The sequence below is a fragment of the Jiangella alkaliphila genome (genome assembly GCF_900105925.1).
GTDB lineage: Bacteria > Actinomycetota > Actinomycetes > Jiangellales > Jiangellaceae > Jiangella > Jiangella alkaliphila.
Window position 1 is genome coordinate 3,603,603 of sequence record NZ_LT629791.1, and the last position, 14,749, is coordinate 3,618,351.

The following is a 14,749-nucleotide window of genomic DNA, read 5'->3' on the forward strand; positions in this document are numbered from 1 at the left end:
TCGATGTCCGGCTGTCAGATTGTCATGACTTTCTGACGAGGTCTAGACCTTCCGTGAGCTGTGACCTCACTGGTACCTCATATGCCTGGTCACACGGACCGGCGAGCAAATGTCCTAACATACTGACGTACGCATCAGCCAGGAGGAGGGGGTTCGGCGTGGCCGAGGGGATCCCGGAGCTCGTGGTCGATCGCACCAGCCCGGTGCCGCTGTACTTCCAGGTGGCCCAGCACTTGGAGCACCTCATCGAGTCCGGGGCCTATCCGCCCGGCACCCGGCTGGACAACGAGATCCAGCTGGCCGACCAGCTCGGCCTGTCGCGGCCGACCATGCGGCGCGCCATCGAGTACCTGGTCGACCGCGGCCTGCTGGTCCGCAAGCGCGGCGTCGGCACCCAGGTGGTCCGGCCCAAGGTGCGCCGCCCGGTCGAGCTGTCCAGCCTCTACGACGACCTCGCCGCGGCCGGGAAGCAGCCGCGCACGCAGATCCTCTCCTTCGAGCTGCAGGAGCCCAGCGAGATCGTGGCCGAGGCGCTCGGGCTGGACGACGGCGCCCAGGTGTACGCGATCAGGCGGCTGCGGTTCACCGGCGACGAGCCGCTGTCGATCATGAGCAACTACGTCCCCGCCGGCCTCGTCCGCCTCGACGCCCGCGGGCTGGAGCGGACCGGCCTGTACGCGATGATCCGCGCGGCCGGCGTCAACCTGAAGATCGCCACCCAGACGATCGGCGGCCGGGCCGCCCGGGCGGCCGAGGCGAGGCTGCTCGCCGAGCACCCCGGCGCGCCGCTGCTCACCATGACCCGGGTCGCCTACGACGAGACCGGCCGCGCCGTCGAGTACGGCTCGCACCTCTACCGCGCGTCGATGTACACCTTCGAGCTCACCCTCACCACCACCTGATGAGTGTTGCTGGTGCCGCAGGCGCTGCTTCGCGACGTTGTCTAGTCGATTTGACGCTTGTTCGTCTAGTGGATTAGACATACCATCGTGGTGAACAAACGTATGAAGGCCGCGGCGGTCCTCCAGTTGGCTCGTAAAGCGGCGCGTGCCAATGGACTCAAGATCGAGTTGCTACCGAAACGGGGCAAGGGATCGCACGCGATCTATCTCGTCATGAAGGATGCCGAGGAGGTCGCTCGGTTCACGCTCACGAACCACACTCAGGACGTCTCGTGGAAGGTGCTTGGCCAGATCGAGGCCGGGTTGGCGCACTTGTTCGGCGAGAAATGGATGGAGAACCGATGACCACGTACGCAGTGAAGGTCGTTCGCGACGAGGACCTGTGGGTGGCCGACATCGAGGGTCTGCCGCCGAGCGTCATCGGCGCTGCCGACTACCCGACGCTTGCGGAGCTTCACACAGACCTGCCCGAACTGATCGCCGATCTCGCCGGCTCGGACCCCAGCGACGTCACGATCAGCTGGCACTACGAGATCGCCGGCAAGGACGTCACCGCCCAGATCCTGGGAGCAGCTCTAGCCCGCGAACGACTTGAGCGCGCACAGCGCGAGCGGGAGGAAGCAGTCCGCGTTGCACTCGACGTGCTCCGTGGCGCTGGTCTCTCCCAGCGACTCATCGGTGAAGCCGTGGGTCTGACCAAACAACGGGTCAGCCAGATGCTGGCGGATCAGGAGGCCTTCACCCTGCGCGCGTGACCGTGGCCGCAGCCGATTCCTCAGGGCACCTGACGCACCCAACTACCTAGCGGGGTCGCTCCTGGAGCCGGTCCAGCAGGTCCGGCGCGAGCGCGCCGAACCCCGTCGACGCCCACGGCTCGGCACCTGAGTCCATGTAGTGCACGACGGTGTCGCCGGTGGGGAGGTCGAGGATCTCCGGCTCGCGGCGCTTGCCGATGTCGCGCCGGCACGCCTCGCAGCAGGGCACGTCGCGGTTGCCGGCCGCGGTCCGCCACTTCGCCTTCGTCGTCGCCGGACCGTGCAGCGGGTTGAAGAAGCAGGCCACCGCGGGCGTCCACGAGCTGCCGTCGGCGGCGTGCCCCAGGGCGTCGTCGCCACGGCGGGCCAGCACCAGCGCGCCGATCGCGTCGGCCGCCGCGTCGGAGCGGTCCAGGATCGCCGTCGCCGCCTGGTAGTGGTCGAGGGCGGCCGCCCACGTCGCGCTGTCGTCGCCGCGCTCGATCTCGAGCGCGCGGATCCGCTCGCCCAGCGCGGCCGTCTCGGTCTCGGCCCGGCGGCGCCACTCGCGGGTCTGCGCCGACGAGATGCGCTGCAGTGCCCGCCGCTTGAGCTCGACGTCGCCGCGCGGCCCGCGCCGGCGCAGCAGGAGGGCGACGACGGCGGCAACCGCGGCCACCGCCAACCCCACTCCGAGGACGACCGGCCCCACCCCGCCGTCGTCGCTGTCCGAACCGCTGCCGGAGGTGGCCCGTTCGGGGAACTGCTCCTCGTACACGGCCTCGGCGTCGCCGCTGGTGAAGATCTCGACGGTCTCGGCCAGCTGATCGCCCAGGCTGCTCGGGTAGAGATCGCCGGCGACGTAGGTCGCCAGCGCGTTCTCGTTGTTCGTCGACACGCCATAGCTCGTCGTGTCGGTGCGCCAGCCGGACTCGACCGAGCCCGCCGAGACGAAGTACACGCCGTCGCCGCCGGCCGGCAGCTCCTCGCGGACCAGCGCCACCAGCTGGTTGGCCGACACGTCAACGCTGTAGTCCAGCGGCACGGCCAGCACGAACACCGCCGGATCGGCACCGTCGACCTGCGCGGCGAGGTCGTCGGCGGAGACCAGCTCGGCCAGGGTCGGGTCGACGTGGATGCCGTCGTCGGCCAGGTCGGCCGCGATGACCGCCGGATCCGGCTCGTAGACCGCCTCGCTCATGCCGCCGCCCGCCGCCGTCGTGCCAGCGCCCACCCGGCCAGCCCCAGCAGTCCGGCGCACACGCCGCTGAGCGCGCCGATGGTCAGGCCGCCGGCGATCATCGTGCCGGTGCCGCCCCAGAAGGGGCTGCTGGTGTCCTCGCCCACCTCGTACTCCCGCCCGTCGTTCTCGTCGATCAGCTCCAGCACCGCGGATGCCGCGGTCGGCGCCTCGTCGTCCATCCCGCCATACGCGGAGAAGTACTCGCCCTCGATGCCGACGTCGGTGGCGTCCAGGTCCACGCCGGGGTCGACCTGGACGTACAGCCCGGGCCGGCCGGTGAGGTCGCCGATCTCGTGCATCGCGTCGGACGCCGGGCCGTAGCCGGCCTCGCGGCTGGCCGGCCACACGACGAGGAAGACCTGCGGGTCGGACGCGGCGGCAGCGGCGTCCATCCGGGCGAGGTCGGCGTCGGTGAACGTGCCGGCGGCGCTCGGGTCGACGTACACGTGCCCGTCGCCGAGCACCGCGGCCGCGGCCCGCGCCCGCTCCGTCACCGGGCGCTCCGGTGTGACCTCTGGCGTCGCCAGCCACCACGCGAGGGCGCCGCCGGCCGCCGCGACGACCAGCGTGATCAGCAGGCCCACGATCCGTCTGGTCATCGGCGCGCGCTCCGATCGTCGAGGACCTGCGCCGCGAGGTCGCCGACCAGCGCGCCGAACCCGGTCCGGGCCCAGACGGTGGACGTGTCGGTGTACGGCGCCGGGCCGCGCAGCCGCCGCCGGGCGGCGAGGAACCGGCCCTGCGTGCGGGCGCAGTCGCGGCACACCGGCGCGTCGATGGACGAGCCGTCGATGCGGGCGGTGTCGCGGGCCTCGCCGTGCAGCGGGTTGACGAAGCAGGGGCGGTAGGGCTGCCGCTTCGGCGACCCGGCCCGTTCGACCTCCCGGACGGCGACCGCCGCCAGCACCGTCGCCCCGACGGCGTCGAGCGGGTCGCCGGTGGCCAGGACGCGGTCGCCGGCCTCGATCGCCGTCGCCGCCGCCTCGCCGTGAACGCCGCTGACCTGCGCGGCCGGGAGCTTCGCGAGCCGTTCCCGGGCGTCGTCGAGCCGTCGCTGCGCGGTGGTCGCGATGTCGTCCGGCACCACGGACGTGGAGGATGGCCTGCCTCGGCGCGTCCGGGCCGGCACCCTCGCGTCGCCGCGAGATCTGCGGGCCACCACCAGTGTGATGATCGTGCCGGCGACGACCAGCCCGGACACCGTCGCGAGCAGCGTCACCCAGCGCGCGGACGTGGCGTCGGCGCGGCTGCGGTCGGAGTCGGCGACGAACGCCCACGGTTGCGCCGCGTACTCGTCGACGACGGCGTTGGGAAGCGCCTCCTCGGGCGCGGCCGCCCAGCGCACCGTCAACACTGCCTCGAACAGCGCCGACGCGCGCGGGTACTCGCCCGCCGCGTTCGACTCCGCGCGTTCGAGCGCCTGTGTGACAGGCGCCAGGTAGGCGTCGTCGAGCTCGCCGCCGCCCCAGGACCTCGTGTACGAGATCTCGTCGCGGAACTCGACGTGGTACAGCCCGTCGCCCAGCTCGGCGCGGAGCAGCGCGGCGGCCGCCTCAGCGGGCAGGTCGGTGCCGGCGAGGTCGTCGGGCACGTCGGCCAGGACGACGTAGACCGGCAGGTCGAGGCCGTCGGCGGCGGACGTCAGGACGTCGTGCGCGCGGGCGGAGTCGCCCATGCCCATCGACGGCTGCACCAGTATCGGGTCGTCGCGCAGCTGCTCGACCATCTCGCCGACGGTGTGAGCCGGCGGCTCGGCGGCGGATGCCGGTGCTCCCAGCAGCAGCGCGGTCACGGCCATTGCGGGGAGGACGGGCACCGGGACAGCCTACTGACCTCGGCACATACGCCCGTCAGCGGGCACGTCAGCGCGTGTCAGCGCCGTGTCAGCGGCGCCTCACGCCGGCGTCAGCGGCCTCGACGACTGTTGTCGCATCAGCACCGCGACAACCGAAGCGAGGAACCATGACACTCGACCGACCGACGGCCATCGCCGCGACCGGCCTGCGCAAGTCGTACGGCGAGCAGACCGTCCTCGACGGCATCGACATCACCGTCCCCGAGGGCACGATCTTCTCCCTGCTCGGCCCGAACGGCGCCGGCAAGACCACCGCCGTCCAGATCCTCTCCACGCTGATCGAGGCCGACGGCGGCAGCATCAGCGTCGCGGGCCACGACCTGGCGACCGACGCCGACGGCCTCCGCGGTGCGATCGGCGTGACCGGCCAGTTCTCCGCCGTCGACAACCTGCTCACCGGCGAGGAGAACCTGCTCCTCATGGCCGACCTGCACCACCTGGACCGCGACGAGGGCCGGCGCCGCACGGCGGAGCTGCTGGAGCGGTTCGACCTGGTCGAGGCCTCGAAGAAGAACCCGATGACCTACTCCGGCGGCATGCGGCGCAAGCTCGACCTGGCGATGACGCTGATGGGCGACCCCAGGGTGATCTTCCTCGACGAGCCGACGACCGGCCTGGACCCGCGCACCCGGCGCATCATGTGGGACGCCATCCGCAACCTCGTCGCCGGCGGCGTGACGATCTTCCTCACCACGCAGTACCTGGAGGAGGCCGACGAGCTCGCCGACCGGATCGCGCTGCTCGACCACGGCAAGATCGTCGCCGAGGGCACGGCCGAGGAGCTCAAGCGACTGATCCCGGGCGGGCACATCCGGCTGCAGTTCACCGAGCCGGAGGAGCTCGACCAGGCCGCGCGCACGTTCGCCGGTTCCACCCGCGACGACGCCGCGCTCTCCCTGCAGATCCCCAGCGACGGCGACGTCCGCTCGCTGCGGGCCGTCCTCGACCACCTCGACGTCGCCTCCATCGAGGTCGCGTCGCTCACCGTCCACACCCCCGACCTCGACGACGTGTTCCTGGCGCTGACCGGCCACCCGGCCGAGACACGCTCCTCAGTCGAGGCCGGAAATGAAGCTGCCGACTCCTCCGAGTCGTCCGAGAAGGAGACCGTCCGATGAGTACCCTCGCCTACGCCGCCCGCGACTCCCGCACGATGCTGCGCCGGAACATGCGCCGGTGGGCCCGCTACCCCGCGATGACGCTGCAGCTGATCGGCATCCCGGTCATCTTCCTGCTGATGTTCGCCTACGTCTTCGGCGAGACTCTCGGCGCCGGGCTCGGCGGCCCGGCCGGCGACCGGGGCGACTACATCAACTACCTCGTCCCCGGCATCATCATCATGACGGTGTCGGCCTCGGTCCAGGGGACCGCGATCTCCGTCGCGATGGACATGCACGAGGGCATCATCGCCCGGTTCCGCACCATGGCGATCTCCCGTGGCGCGGTGCTCACCGGGCACGTGATCGGCAGCTTCCTGCAGACGCTGGTCGGCATGGTCATCGTCACCGGCACCGCCTTCGCGATCGGCTTCCGGACCAACGCCAACGCGGCAGAGTGGCTCGGCGCGATCGGCCTGCTCAGCCTGTTCGCCATCGCGCTGACCTGGCTGGCCGTCGGGATGGGCCTGCAGGCCAAGAGCGTGGAGACCGCGAGCAACGTGCCGACGCTGCTGGTGCTGCTGCCGTTCCTAGGCAGCGGGTTCGTCCCCGCCGACTCGATGCCGGCCGGCCTGCGCTGGTTCGCCGAGTACCAGCCGTTCAGCCCGGTGATCGAGACCGTCCGCGGGCTGCTGCTCGGCGGCCTGGCGGGTCGCGACGTCGCCCTGGCGCTCGGCTGGACCGTCGCGCTCGGCGTGCTCGGCTACTTCTGGTCGCTCAAGCTGTTCCGCCGCCCGCCGGTCAAGGGATAGGGAGGCCGAGCACCGACGCGGCCAGCTCGCGCACCCGCGAGCCGGCCGCGTCGCCGTCCACGGCGAGGAGCTCGCGCTTCGTCGCCGCCAGCACCTCCGAGGCCGCCCCGTCGCCCAGTGCGGCGCGGGCGGCTTCTTCGGCGTGTACGGCCTGGGGCACGGACCGGTCCAGCCCGCCGGCCAGCACGTCGATGCCGGCCAGCAGCCGGACGGCGTCGGCCGGCCGGTCCGCTCGCAGGGCGTGCTCGACGATGCCGGCCAGCACGTGCCCGACCGACTCCTCGTCGGCCTCACCGGTCATGACGGCGCCCAGCGCCTCCGCGCGGGCCTCGGCCGCAGCGTCCCACCGGCCCTCCGAGGCGTCCAGTCGGGCCTGCGTCTCCAGCACGACCGCCTGGAACACCGGGTGGACCGGGACGTCGCGCAGCAGCGCCTGCGCCCGCTCCAGCTGCTGGCGCGCGGTCGCCGAGTCGCCGGCCCAGGTGGCGAGGCCGGCCCGGTTGAGCGCCATGATCGCCAGGCCGTCGGCCCAGGTGACCTGCTCGGCGTCGCGTTCGGCCTGCGCGACCGCCGCCGCGCTGCCCGCGTGGTCGCCGACCAGCCAGCGCAGCTGGGCCAGCCGGCTGCGCATGATGACGACGTCGTCGATGGTGCCGATCTCGGTGATGACGACGATGGCCTCGTCGTAGCGCTCGATGGCGAGGTCCAGCTCGCCGCGCCGGGCGTGCAGGTCGGCCAGCATGGTGAGCGCGTACGAGATGCCCCACCGCTCGCCGGCGGCGCGGAACTCCGCCAGGGCGGTGCTGACGTCGGCCTCGCGGTCCTTCGAGCCGAGCATCTGCGCCCGGGTCATCCGCGCCTGCGCACGGAACCACGGGTCGGGGTCGTTCAGCAGCGGCTCCAGGGCGGCCGCGAGGGTCGCCCGCGGATCGTGCTCGGGATCGAGGATCACGCTCAGCGGCGCCATGAACCGCAGGAACGGCCCGGGCCTCTCGATGCCGACGGTGAGGTTCCGGGCCTGTTGGACCCACTTCGCGGCGTCGCGGAGGTCGCCCACCCCGCTGGTGATCAGGAAGGCGACGGCGGCGCAGGCGGTCGCCCGCGCCTCGCGGTCGGTGTCGCCGGGCACGGACAGCGCCTGGATCGCCAGCTCGGTCCCCTCGGCCTTGTGACCGCCGAGCCACCAGTACCAGCCGCAGGCCACCACCAGCCGGATGGCGTTCTCGGCGTCATCGGCCGCGATGGCGCGACGCAGCCCCGCCGTGATGTCGTCGTGCGCGGCGCGCAGCCGGCGCAGCCACTCCAGCTGCTCGGCCCGGTGCAGGTACGGTTCGGCGGTCTCGGCCAGCTCGATCAGCCAGCTCATGTGCGCCCGGCGCGCGGTCTCGAGCTCACCGGCCTCGACCAGCCGCTCCCGGCCGTACGCCTTGATCGTCTCCAGCATCCGGTACCGCGGCGTGTCGCCGTCGTCGTCGACCACCAGCAGCGACTTGTCGCTCAGCGAGATCAGCTGGTCCAGGACGTCGGCGCCGTCGCCGCACACCCGCGCCGCCGCCTCGGCCGTCGCACCGTGCACGAACACGGCCAGGCGGCGCAGCACGACGCGCTCGGGCTCGGGCAGCAGCTCCCAGCTCCAGTCGACGACGGCGCGCAGCGTCTGGTGCCGGGGGAGCGCGGTGCGGCTGCCGCCGGTGAGCAGGTGGAACCGGTCGTCCAGCCGCGCGGCCAGCTGCTCGACCGTGATCGTGCGCAGCCGGGCCGCGGCTAGCTCGATGGCCAGCGGCATGCCGTCGAGCGCCCGGCAGATGCGGGCGACGGCGGGCGCGTCGGCGTCGGTCAGGGCGAAGCCGGGACGGACGGCGCGGGCACGGTCGACCAGGAGCCGGACGGCGTCGAAGCGCAGCAGGTCGCCGGCGTCGCCGTCGTGCTCGGGCGGCAGCGCCAGCGGCTCGACCGGCCAGACCGCCTCGCCGGTGATGCCCAGCGGCTCGCGGCTGGTGGCGAGGATCCGCAGGTCGGGGCACTCGCCGAGCAGGCGGTCGGCCAGTGCTGCGGCGGCGTCGATGACGTGCTCGCAGTTGTCCAGCACGAGCAGTGCGGTGCGGGTGCGCAGCGCCGCGACCAGGCGCCCGGCAGGGTCGTCGGTGGTGATGCCGAACGTCTGGTCGCGCAGGTCCAGCGCGCCCAGCAGCGCGGCCGGCAGGTCCGCGCCGTCGGCGACCGGGGCCAGCTCGACCAGCCACACGCCGTCGGGCATGCGGTCGACCAGCGCGCGGGACGCCTCGCCGGCCAGCCGGGTCTTGCCCGACCCGCCCGGCCCGGTCAACGTCGTCAGCCGGTACTCGCCGACGAGGTCGCGCACCCGGGCGACGTCGGCGTCGCGGCCGACGAAGCTGGTCAGTCCGGCGCGCAGGTTGGTCCGCGACGCGGGCCGCTCCGCCGGTGCGGCTGCAGGTACGGGCGGCGGCGCCGCCGCGGCCGGGGCGGCCGGCGGGAGCTCGCCGCGCAGGATGCTCGTGTGCAGCGCGGCCAGCTCGGCCGACGGGTCGGTGCCCAGCTCGTCGGCGAGCGCCTCGCGGGTCCGCTCGTACGCCGCCAGCGCCGCGGCCGGGCGGCCGGCCGCGACCAGCGCGCGCAGCAGCTGGCCCACCAGCCGCTCGCGCAGCGGGTACTCGGCGACCAGCGTGGTCAGCTCGGTGGTCAGCCCGGCGCCGCGGCCCAGCCGCAGCGCCGCGTCGACCCGGTCCTCCGTCGCCGTCAGCCGCAGCTCCTCCAGCCGCGCCCGCGCGGCCTCGAAGTACTCCGACTCCGCGACGTCGAGCAGCGCCGGCCCGCGCCACAGCGCCAGCGCCGCCCGCAGCCCGTCCTCCAGCGCGGCGTCGTCGGGCGCGGACCGGGCGGCCGCGACCAGCCGCTCGAACCGCGCGGCGTCCACGGCGTCCGGGTCCAGCGCCAGCCGGTAACCGGCCGGGTGCGACTCGACCGCCAGCCCCGGCAGCGCCCGCCGCAGCCGCGACACCAGCGCCTGCAGGGCGTTCGCGGCCCCGGCCGGCGGGTCGTCGCCCCAGATGCCGTCGACCAGCTGGGCCGCCGGTACCAGCCGGCCCGGCGCGATCGCCAGGATGATCAGCAGTGTGCGCAGCCGCGCGCCGGCCACATAGACCGGCGCGTCGTCGTCGCGGACCTCCAGCGGTCCCAGGATCCCGATGCGCACCGGAGGCATTGTGCCTCAGCGCCGCCGTCCTCCGGCTACGCCCGCAGCTCGGCGACGACGGCGTCGCTGTACACGGGCCAGTTCTCGGCCGCCCAGGAGCCGAAGTCGCGGTCGGCCAGCGCGACGCAGGCGGCGTCCAGCTCTGGGTCGACCCAGAGGAAGGTGCCGGCCTGGCCGAAGTGGCCGAACGTGCGCGGCGAGTTCGTCGCGCCCGTCCAGTGCGGGGACTTGCCGTCGCGGAGCTCGAAGCCGAGGCCCCAGTCGTTGGGGCTCTGCATGCCGAAGCCGGGCAGCACGCCGACCAGGCCAGGGAACTGCACCGTGGTCGCCTGCTGGAGGGTGGACGGGTCAAGCAGGGCGGGGGAGAGCAGCTCGGCGGCGAACCGGGCGAGGTCGGCCACCGTCGACCGCGCGCCCGACGCCGGTGACCCCTCGTAGACCGTCCCGGTCATGCCGAGCGGGCCGAGCAGGCCGTCGCGGACGTAGTCGGCGAACGGGATGCCCGACCGCTTCGCGACGTGGTCGGCCAGCTGCTCGAAGCCGGCGTTGGAGTACAACCGGCGCCGGCCGGGCGCCCAGGCGACCTTGTGCTCGTCGAAGGCCAGGCCGGACGTGTGCGCCAGCAGGTGCGCGACGGTGGAGCCCTCGGGCCCGGCGGGGTCGTCGAGGTGCACGGCGCCCTCCTCCACCGCGATGAGCACGGCGTAGGCCGTCAGCGGCTTCGTCACCGACGCCAGCCGGAACGCGCGGTGCTGGTCGCCGTGCGTCCCCGCCACCGTGCCGCCGGCCCGCACCACGGCCGTCGCCGCGTTGTCGACCGGCCACTGCTCCACCATGCGCACGCTGTCCATGAGCCCGAGATTACGCGTCGCCGGACCGCCCGGTCGCGGCTAGTGGGTGAGGCCACGGCGGACCAGCAGCGGCTCGATCTGCGGGTCGCGGCCGCGGAAGTTGCGGAACGCCAGCATCGAGTCGATACTGCCGCCGCGCGAGAGCAGCTCGCGGCGGAAGTGGTCGCCGTTGGCGCGCAGCAGGCCGCCGTTGTCCTTGAACCACTCGACGGTGTCGGCGTCGAGGACCTCGCTCCAGATGTAGGAGTAGTAGCCCGCGCTGTAGCCGCCGGAGAAGACGTGCGCGAAGTACGACGTCCGGTAGCGCGGCGGCACCGACTCCAGCGCGACGCCGGCCTGCTCGAGCGCGGCCGCCTCGAACGCCAGCGGGTCCTCGACGACGGTGCCCGGCGCGATCTCGTGCCACGCGAGGTCGAGCAGCGTCGCCGCCAGGTACTCCGTCGTCGCGAAGCCCTCGCCCCAGAGCTGCGAGTCGAGCAGCCGCTGGACCAGCTCCTGGGGGAGCGGCTCGCCGGTCTCGTGGTGAACGGCGTAGTTGGCCAGCACCTCGGGCCAGACCGCCCACATCTCGTTGACCTGCGACGGGAACTCGACGAAGTCGCGCAGCACGTTGGTGCCGGAGAACGTCGGGTAGGTGACGTCGGAGAACAGGCCGTGCAGGGCGTGGCCGAACTCGTGGAACATGGTGTTGACCTCGTCGAACGTCAGCAGCGCAGGCTCGCCGGCCGGCGGCTTGACGATGTTGAGGTTGTTGATGACGACGGGCTTGGTGCCCAGCAGCTCGGACTGCTCGACGAAGGAGTTCATCCAGGCGCCGCCGCGCTTGGAGTCGCGGGTGAAGAAGTCGCCGACGAACAGGCCGAGCCCGCTGCCGTCCTCGTCGAACACCTCGAAGACGCGGGCGTCGGGGTGGTAGGCGACGAGGTCGGTGCGCTCGGTGAACGACAGGCCATACAGCTTCCCGGCCGCGTAGAACACGCCGTCGCGCAGCACCCGGTCCAGCTCGAAGTACGGCCGCAGCTGCGCGGCGTCGATGTCGTAGGTCTGGCGCCGGACCTGGTCGGAGTAGTGCGCCCAGTCCCACGCCTGCAGCTCGAACTCGTCGCCGATGGCCGCCTGCAGCTTGGCCGCCTCGGCGTGCGCGTTGGCGACGGCGGCCGGGGTCAGCTTGCCGAGCATGTCGTGGACGGCGGCGGGCGTCTTGGCGGTGCTGTCCTCGAGCACGTACGTGGCGTGGTCGGGGTGGCCGAACAGCGCCGCCCGCTCGGCCCGCAGCGTCGCGATGCGCGCGGCCGTCGGCAGGGTGTCGTTCTCGTCGCCGTGCGCTCCGCGGCTGATCGACGCGCGGTGGATGCGCTCGCGCAGCGCCCGGTTCGTGAGCGACGTCAGCACCGGCTGGCCGCTCGGCAGCCCCAGCGTGATGACGTACTGGCCGTCGAGGCCGCGCTCGCGGGCGGTCTCGGCCGCGGCGGTGACGGCGTCGGCGGCCAGCCCGTCGAGCTCGGCGGCGTCGTCGACCAGGACGGCCGTCGCGTTGGTGTCGTTGAGCAGCTTGTTCTGGAAGGCCGTCTGGAGCGCGGACAGCTCCTCGTTGATCTCGCGCAGTCGAGCCTGCTGCCCGTCGGTCAGCCCGGCGCCGGCGCGGACGAAGTCGAGGTGGTAGCGCTCCACCAGCCGCCGCGACTCCGGGTCGAGGTCACCGGCCGACGGCAGCAGCGCCTCGATGCGCGCGAACAGCCGTCCGTCGAGGTGGATGGCGTCGGAGTGGGCGGCCAGCTTCGGCGAGATCTCGGCCTGGATGGCCTGGATCTCGTCGTCCGCGTCGGACGACGCCTGGTTGAAGAACACCGCCGCCACGCGCTGCAGCAGCTGCCCGGACCGTTCGAGCGCCACGAGGGTGTTCTCGAACGTCGGCGGCTCGGGGTCGGTGGCGATGGCCTCGACCTCGGCGAGCTGCTCGGACATGCCCCGCTCGAACGCCGGACCGTAGTGGGCGTTCTCGATGCGCTCGAACGGTGGCAGCCGGTACGGCAGCTCGCTGATGGCGTCGAACGGATTCTGCGCTTCCGCGCCAGGAGTCTGCATGGTCGCACGCTACCCGAGCAGCGACGACGGATCGCTGCCCGGTTCGTCCGCCAGCGGGACCGCCGCCGGTCGTTCGGCCTGCGCTTCGACGGCGACGCTGCCGCCGCCTGTCGCCGCGGACCGGAGCATCGATTCCATGACGTCGAGCACGTGCAGCGCCAGCGTCCCGGACGCCCGCGCCGCGCCCGCCGTCGGCGCCGTCATCAGTTCGGCGACGCCCAGGCCGCGGCCGCCGTGGCGGTACCCGGCCGAGACCGGCAGCGGCTCCCAGCCGTCGCCGTCCAGGCGCCGCAGCAGCACGTCGCCGTCGAACCGGTTCGGGTCGGGCACGACCAGTGACCCGTCCGGCCCGTGCACCTCGATCGGCTCGGCCCGCGTCGCGACGGCGTCGAAGCTCATCGTGACGGTGGACAGCGCGCCGGATGCGTGCGTGAGCACGCCGGTGACGTGCGACAGCACCTCGACCGGGACCTCCTCGCCGGCCCGCGGCCCGCTGCCGATCGTCCGCGCCGGCCGTGCCGTGCTGCCGGCGCCCAGCACCGACGTCACCGGCCCGAGCAGCGTGACCAGCGTCGTCACGTAGTACGGGCCCATGTCGAGCAGCGGCCCGCCGCCGGCGGCGTAGTAGAAGTCCGGGTTCGGGTGCCAGCGCTCGTGGCCCGGGCTGACGAACGTCGCCGTCGCCGCCGTCGGTGTGCCGATCAGCCCGGCGTCGATCGCCTGGCGCGCAGTCTGCACGCCGGTCCCCAGGACGGTGTCGGGCGCGCCGCCGACCCGCACCCCGGCGGCCTCGCCCGCCGCCAGCACCCGCCGTCCGCCGGCCACCGTCGCGGCCAGCGGCTTCTCGGTGTAGACGGACTTCCCGGCCTCGACGGCGGCGAGCGCGATCGGCTCGTGCCCGGCCGGGGGCGTGAGGTTGAGGACGACGTCGACGTCCGGGTCGGCGAGCAGCGCGTCGACGGTGAGCGCGCGCACCGCGTCGAGGCCGGCGACGGCAGCCCGCGCCCGGTCCTGGTCGAGGTCGGCCACGGCGACGACGCGGACGGTGCTCAGCCGGCGCAGCGTGTCGAGATACTGCCCGGAGATCGCCCCGGTGCCGACGATGCCGATCCCTATCGCGCCGCCCACAGCAGTCCTCTCTCGACGATGGTCCGGACGTTCGGGTCGGCCAGGACGTCCGGCTGGTGGCCCGGCGTCGCGACGAACACCCGGCCGGCGCCCCACTCGCGGGTCCAGACCGCCGGGCAGGTGACCGGGCGGCGCCACGGCTGGTCCGGCCGGGCCGGGTGGTTGGTGGTCGCGAGCACGTCGCTGTAGCCGTCGGTGAGCACCCAGTACTGCTCGGTCTCCAGCTCGAAGTCGGTCAGCCCCGCGACGATCGGGTGATCCGCCCGCTCCGGCACGATCTCGACCCGGTGCCGCAGGTAGTTGTTCTCCTGCGCGCCCGGCACGCACTGCTCGGCCGGCCGGCTCGGGTGCGTCGCGAACTGGCCGCCGACCAGGTGCAGGTAGTCGGAGCTGCTGCGGAACGCGTCGACGATGCCGCCGTGCCAGCCGCCGAACCCGGTGCCGGCCCGCACCGCCGCCGTCAGCCCCGCCAGCTGCTCGGTGCTGATCTCGCCCATCGTCCAGCACTGCACGACGAGGTCGGTGGCGGCCATCGCGGCAGCGTCGGCATAGGCGTCCAGCGATTCCGCGACCCGCACGTCGAACCCGGCGTCGCGCAGGAACGGGACGAACAGGTCGGTCGACTCGACCGGCGCGTGGCCGGCCCAGCCGCCCCGGACGACCAGCGCCCGGCTCATCGCCGGGTCCCGGCGTGCTGGTGTGCGTCGATCAGCGGCATGCGGCTCCTCCATGGCGTCGAGTGGCGTCGATGGCGTCGCGGGCAGGCTACCTGCGCCTGTCCCGCTACAGTGACCACCGCCGGCCCGCGGACAGCCGGCGCGAGGAGAG

Annotated in this window: 13 protein-coding genes; 5 read left to right on the forward strand and 8 right to left on the reverse strand. The window is 73.3% G+C overall.

From position 1 onward, the window contains the following. Window positions 1-158 precede the first annotated feature (158 nt). The 3 genes from BLV05_RS16425 (at window position 159) to BLV05_RS16435 (ending at window position 1,657) form a co-directional block, all read left to right on the forward strand. Window positions 159-902 carry a GntR family transcriptional regulator gene (locus BLV05_RS16425; protein ID WP_046768076.1) on the forward strand — a complete coding sequence of 248 codons (744 nt, stop codon included), beginning with the start codon at window positions 159-161 and terminating at the stop codon, window positions 900-902. An 87-nt stretch (window positions 903-989) separates the two neighbouring features. Then, window positions 990-1,247, forward strand: a complete 258-nt coding sequence (locus tag BLV05_RS16430) for a hypothetical protein (RefSeq protein ID WP_046768077.1) — start codon at window positions 990-992, stop codon at window positions 1,245-1,247. Then, a complete protein-coding gene (locus tag BLV05_RS16435; RefSeq protein WP_046768078.1) occupies window positions 1,244-1,657 on the forward strand; it encodes a hypothetical protein in 414 nt (137 codons plus the stop codon). The genes BLV05_RS16430 and BLV05_RS16435 overlap by 4 nt, the downstream gene beginning before the upstream one ends. Window positions 1,658-1,703: 46 nt before the next feature. Here BLV05_RS16435 and BLV05_RS16440 read toward each other — a convergent pair whose 3' ends face one another. Genes BLV05_RS16440 through BLV05_RS16450 form a run of 3 tightly spaced genes read right to left on the reverse strand, consistent with a single transcriptional unit; the run spans window position 1,704 to window position 4,695 of the window. Then, window positions 1,704-2,837 (reverse strand): hypothetical protein, encoded by a 1,134-nt coding sequence (locus BLV05_RS16440; RefSeq protein WP_152690684.1) that lies wholly within the window; start codon window positions 2,835-2,837, stop codon window positions 1,704-1,706. Continuing rightward, on the reverse strand, window positions 2,834-3,478 hold the full coding sequence (locus tag BLV05_RS16445; protein WP_046768080.1) for a hypothetical protein: 645 nt from the start codon (window positions 3,476-3,478) through the stop codon (window positions 2,834-2,836). The genes BLV05_RS16440 and BLV05_RS16445 overlap by 4 nt, the downstream gene beginning before the upstream one ends. Beyond that, window positions 3,475-4,695 (reverse strand): hypothetical protein, encoded by a 1,221-nt coding sequence (locus tag BLV05_RS16450; protein ID WP_152690685.1) that lies wholly within the window; start codon window positions 4,693-4,695, stop codon window positions 3,475-3,477. The genes BLV05_RS16445 and BLV05_RS16450 overlap by 4 nt, the downstream gene beginning before the upstream one ends. 146 nt (window positions 4,696-4,841) lie before the next feature. On the opposite strand from BLV05_RS16450, the gene BLV05_RS16455 reads away from it, so the two are divergent. Next, window positions 4,842-5,852, forward strand: coding sequence for an ATP-binding cassette domain-containing protein (locus tag BLV05_RS16455; protein WP_046768082.1), 1,011 nt, complete (start codon window positions 4,842-4,844; stop codon window positions 5,850-5,852). Beyond that, entirely contained in the window at window positions 5,849-6,643 is a 795-nt protein-coding gene (locus BLV05_RS16460) for an ABC transporter permease (RefSeq protein WP_046768083.1), read from the forward strand. The genes BLV05_RS16455 and BLV05_RS16460 overlap by 4 nt, the downstream gene beginning before the upstream one ends. Here the strand turns inward: BLV05_RS16460 and BLV05_RS16465 are convergent. The 5 genes from BLV05_RS16465 to BLV05_RS16485 are packed head-to-tail and all read right to left on the reverse strand — an operon-like array spanning window position 6,633 to window position 14,598. Further along, window positions 6,633-9,857 carry a BTAD domain-containing putative transcriptional regulator gene (locus BLV05_RS16465; RefSeq protein ID WP_063932525.1) on the reverse strand — a complete coding sequence of 1,075 codons (3,225 nt, stop codon included), beginning with the start codon at window positions 9,855-9,857 and terminating at the stop codon, window positions 6,633-6,635. The genes BLV05_RS16460 and BLV05_RS16465 overlap by 11 nt on opposite strands. Before the next feature lie 35 nt (window positions 9,858-9,892). Next, a complete protein-coding gene (locus BLV05_RS16470) occupies window positions 9,893-10,708 on the reverse strand; it encodes a serine hydrolase domain-containing protein (RefSeq protein ID WP_046768084.1) in 816 nt (271 codons plus the stop codon). Between the two features lie 39 nt (window positions 10,709-10,747). Beyond that, window positions 10,748-12,793, reverse strand: a complete 2,046-nt coding sequence (locus BLV05_RS16475) for a M3 family metallopeptidase (RefSeq protein ID WP_046768085.1) — start codon at window positions 12,791-12,793, stop codon at window positions 10,748-10,750. A 9-nt stretch (window positions 12,794-12,802) separates the two neighbouring features. Next, a complete protein-coding gene (locus tag BLV05_RS16480) occupies window positions 12,803-13,921 on the reverse strand; it encodes a Gfo/Idh/MocA family protein (RefSeq protein WP_046768086.1) in 1,119 nt (372 codons plus the stop codon). Next, window positions 13,906-14,598, reverse strand: a complete 693-nt coding sequence (locus BLV05_RS16485; RefSeq protein ID WP_046768087.1) for a ThuA domain-containing protein — start codon at window positions 14,596-14,598, stop codon at window positions 13,906-13,908. Before BLV05_RS16485 ends, BLV05_RS16480 begins: the two co-directional genes overlap by 16 nt. Window positions 14,599-14,749: the final 151 nt, after the last annotated feature.

Coding starts and splice junctions, on each gene's coding strand:
- BLV05_RS16435 (WP_046768078.1), top strand. CDS start 1,244: ATGACCACGTACGCAGTGAAGGTCGTTCGCGACGAGGACCTGTGGGTG.
- BLV05_RS16440 (WP_152690684.1), bottom strand. CDS start 2,837: ATGAGCGAGGCGGTCTACGAGCCGGATCCGGCGGTCATCGCGGCCGAC.
- BLV05_RS16445 (WP_046768080.1), bottom strand. CDS start 3,478: ATGACCAGACGGATCGTGGGCCTGCTGATCACGCTGGTCGTCGCGGCG.
- BLV05_RS16455 (WP_046768082.1), top strand. CDS start 4,842: ATGACACTCGACCGACCGACGGCCATCGCCGCGACCGGCCTGCGCAAG.
- BLV05_RS16460 (WP_046768083.1), top strand. CDS start 5,849: ATGAGTACCCTCGCCTACGCCGCCCGCGACTCCCGCACGATGCTGCGC.
- BLV05_RS16470 (WP_046768084.1), bottom strand. CDS start 10,708: ATGGACAGCGTGCGCATGGTGGAGCAGTGGCCGGTCGACAACGCGGCG.
- BLV05_RS16475 (WP_046768085.1), bottom strand. CDS start 12,793: ATGCAGACTCCTGGCGCGGAAGCGCAGAATCCGTTCGACGCCATCAGC.
- BLV05_RS16485 (WP_046768087.1), bottom strand. CDS start 14,598: ATGAGCCGGGCGCTGGTCGTCCGGGGCGGCTGGGCCGGCCACGCGCCG.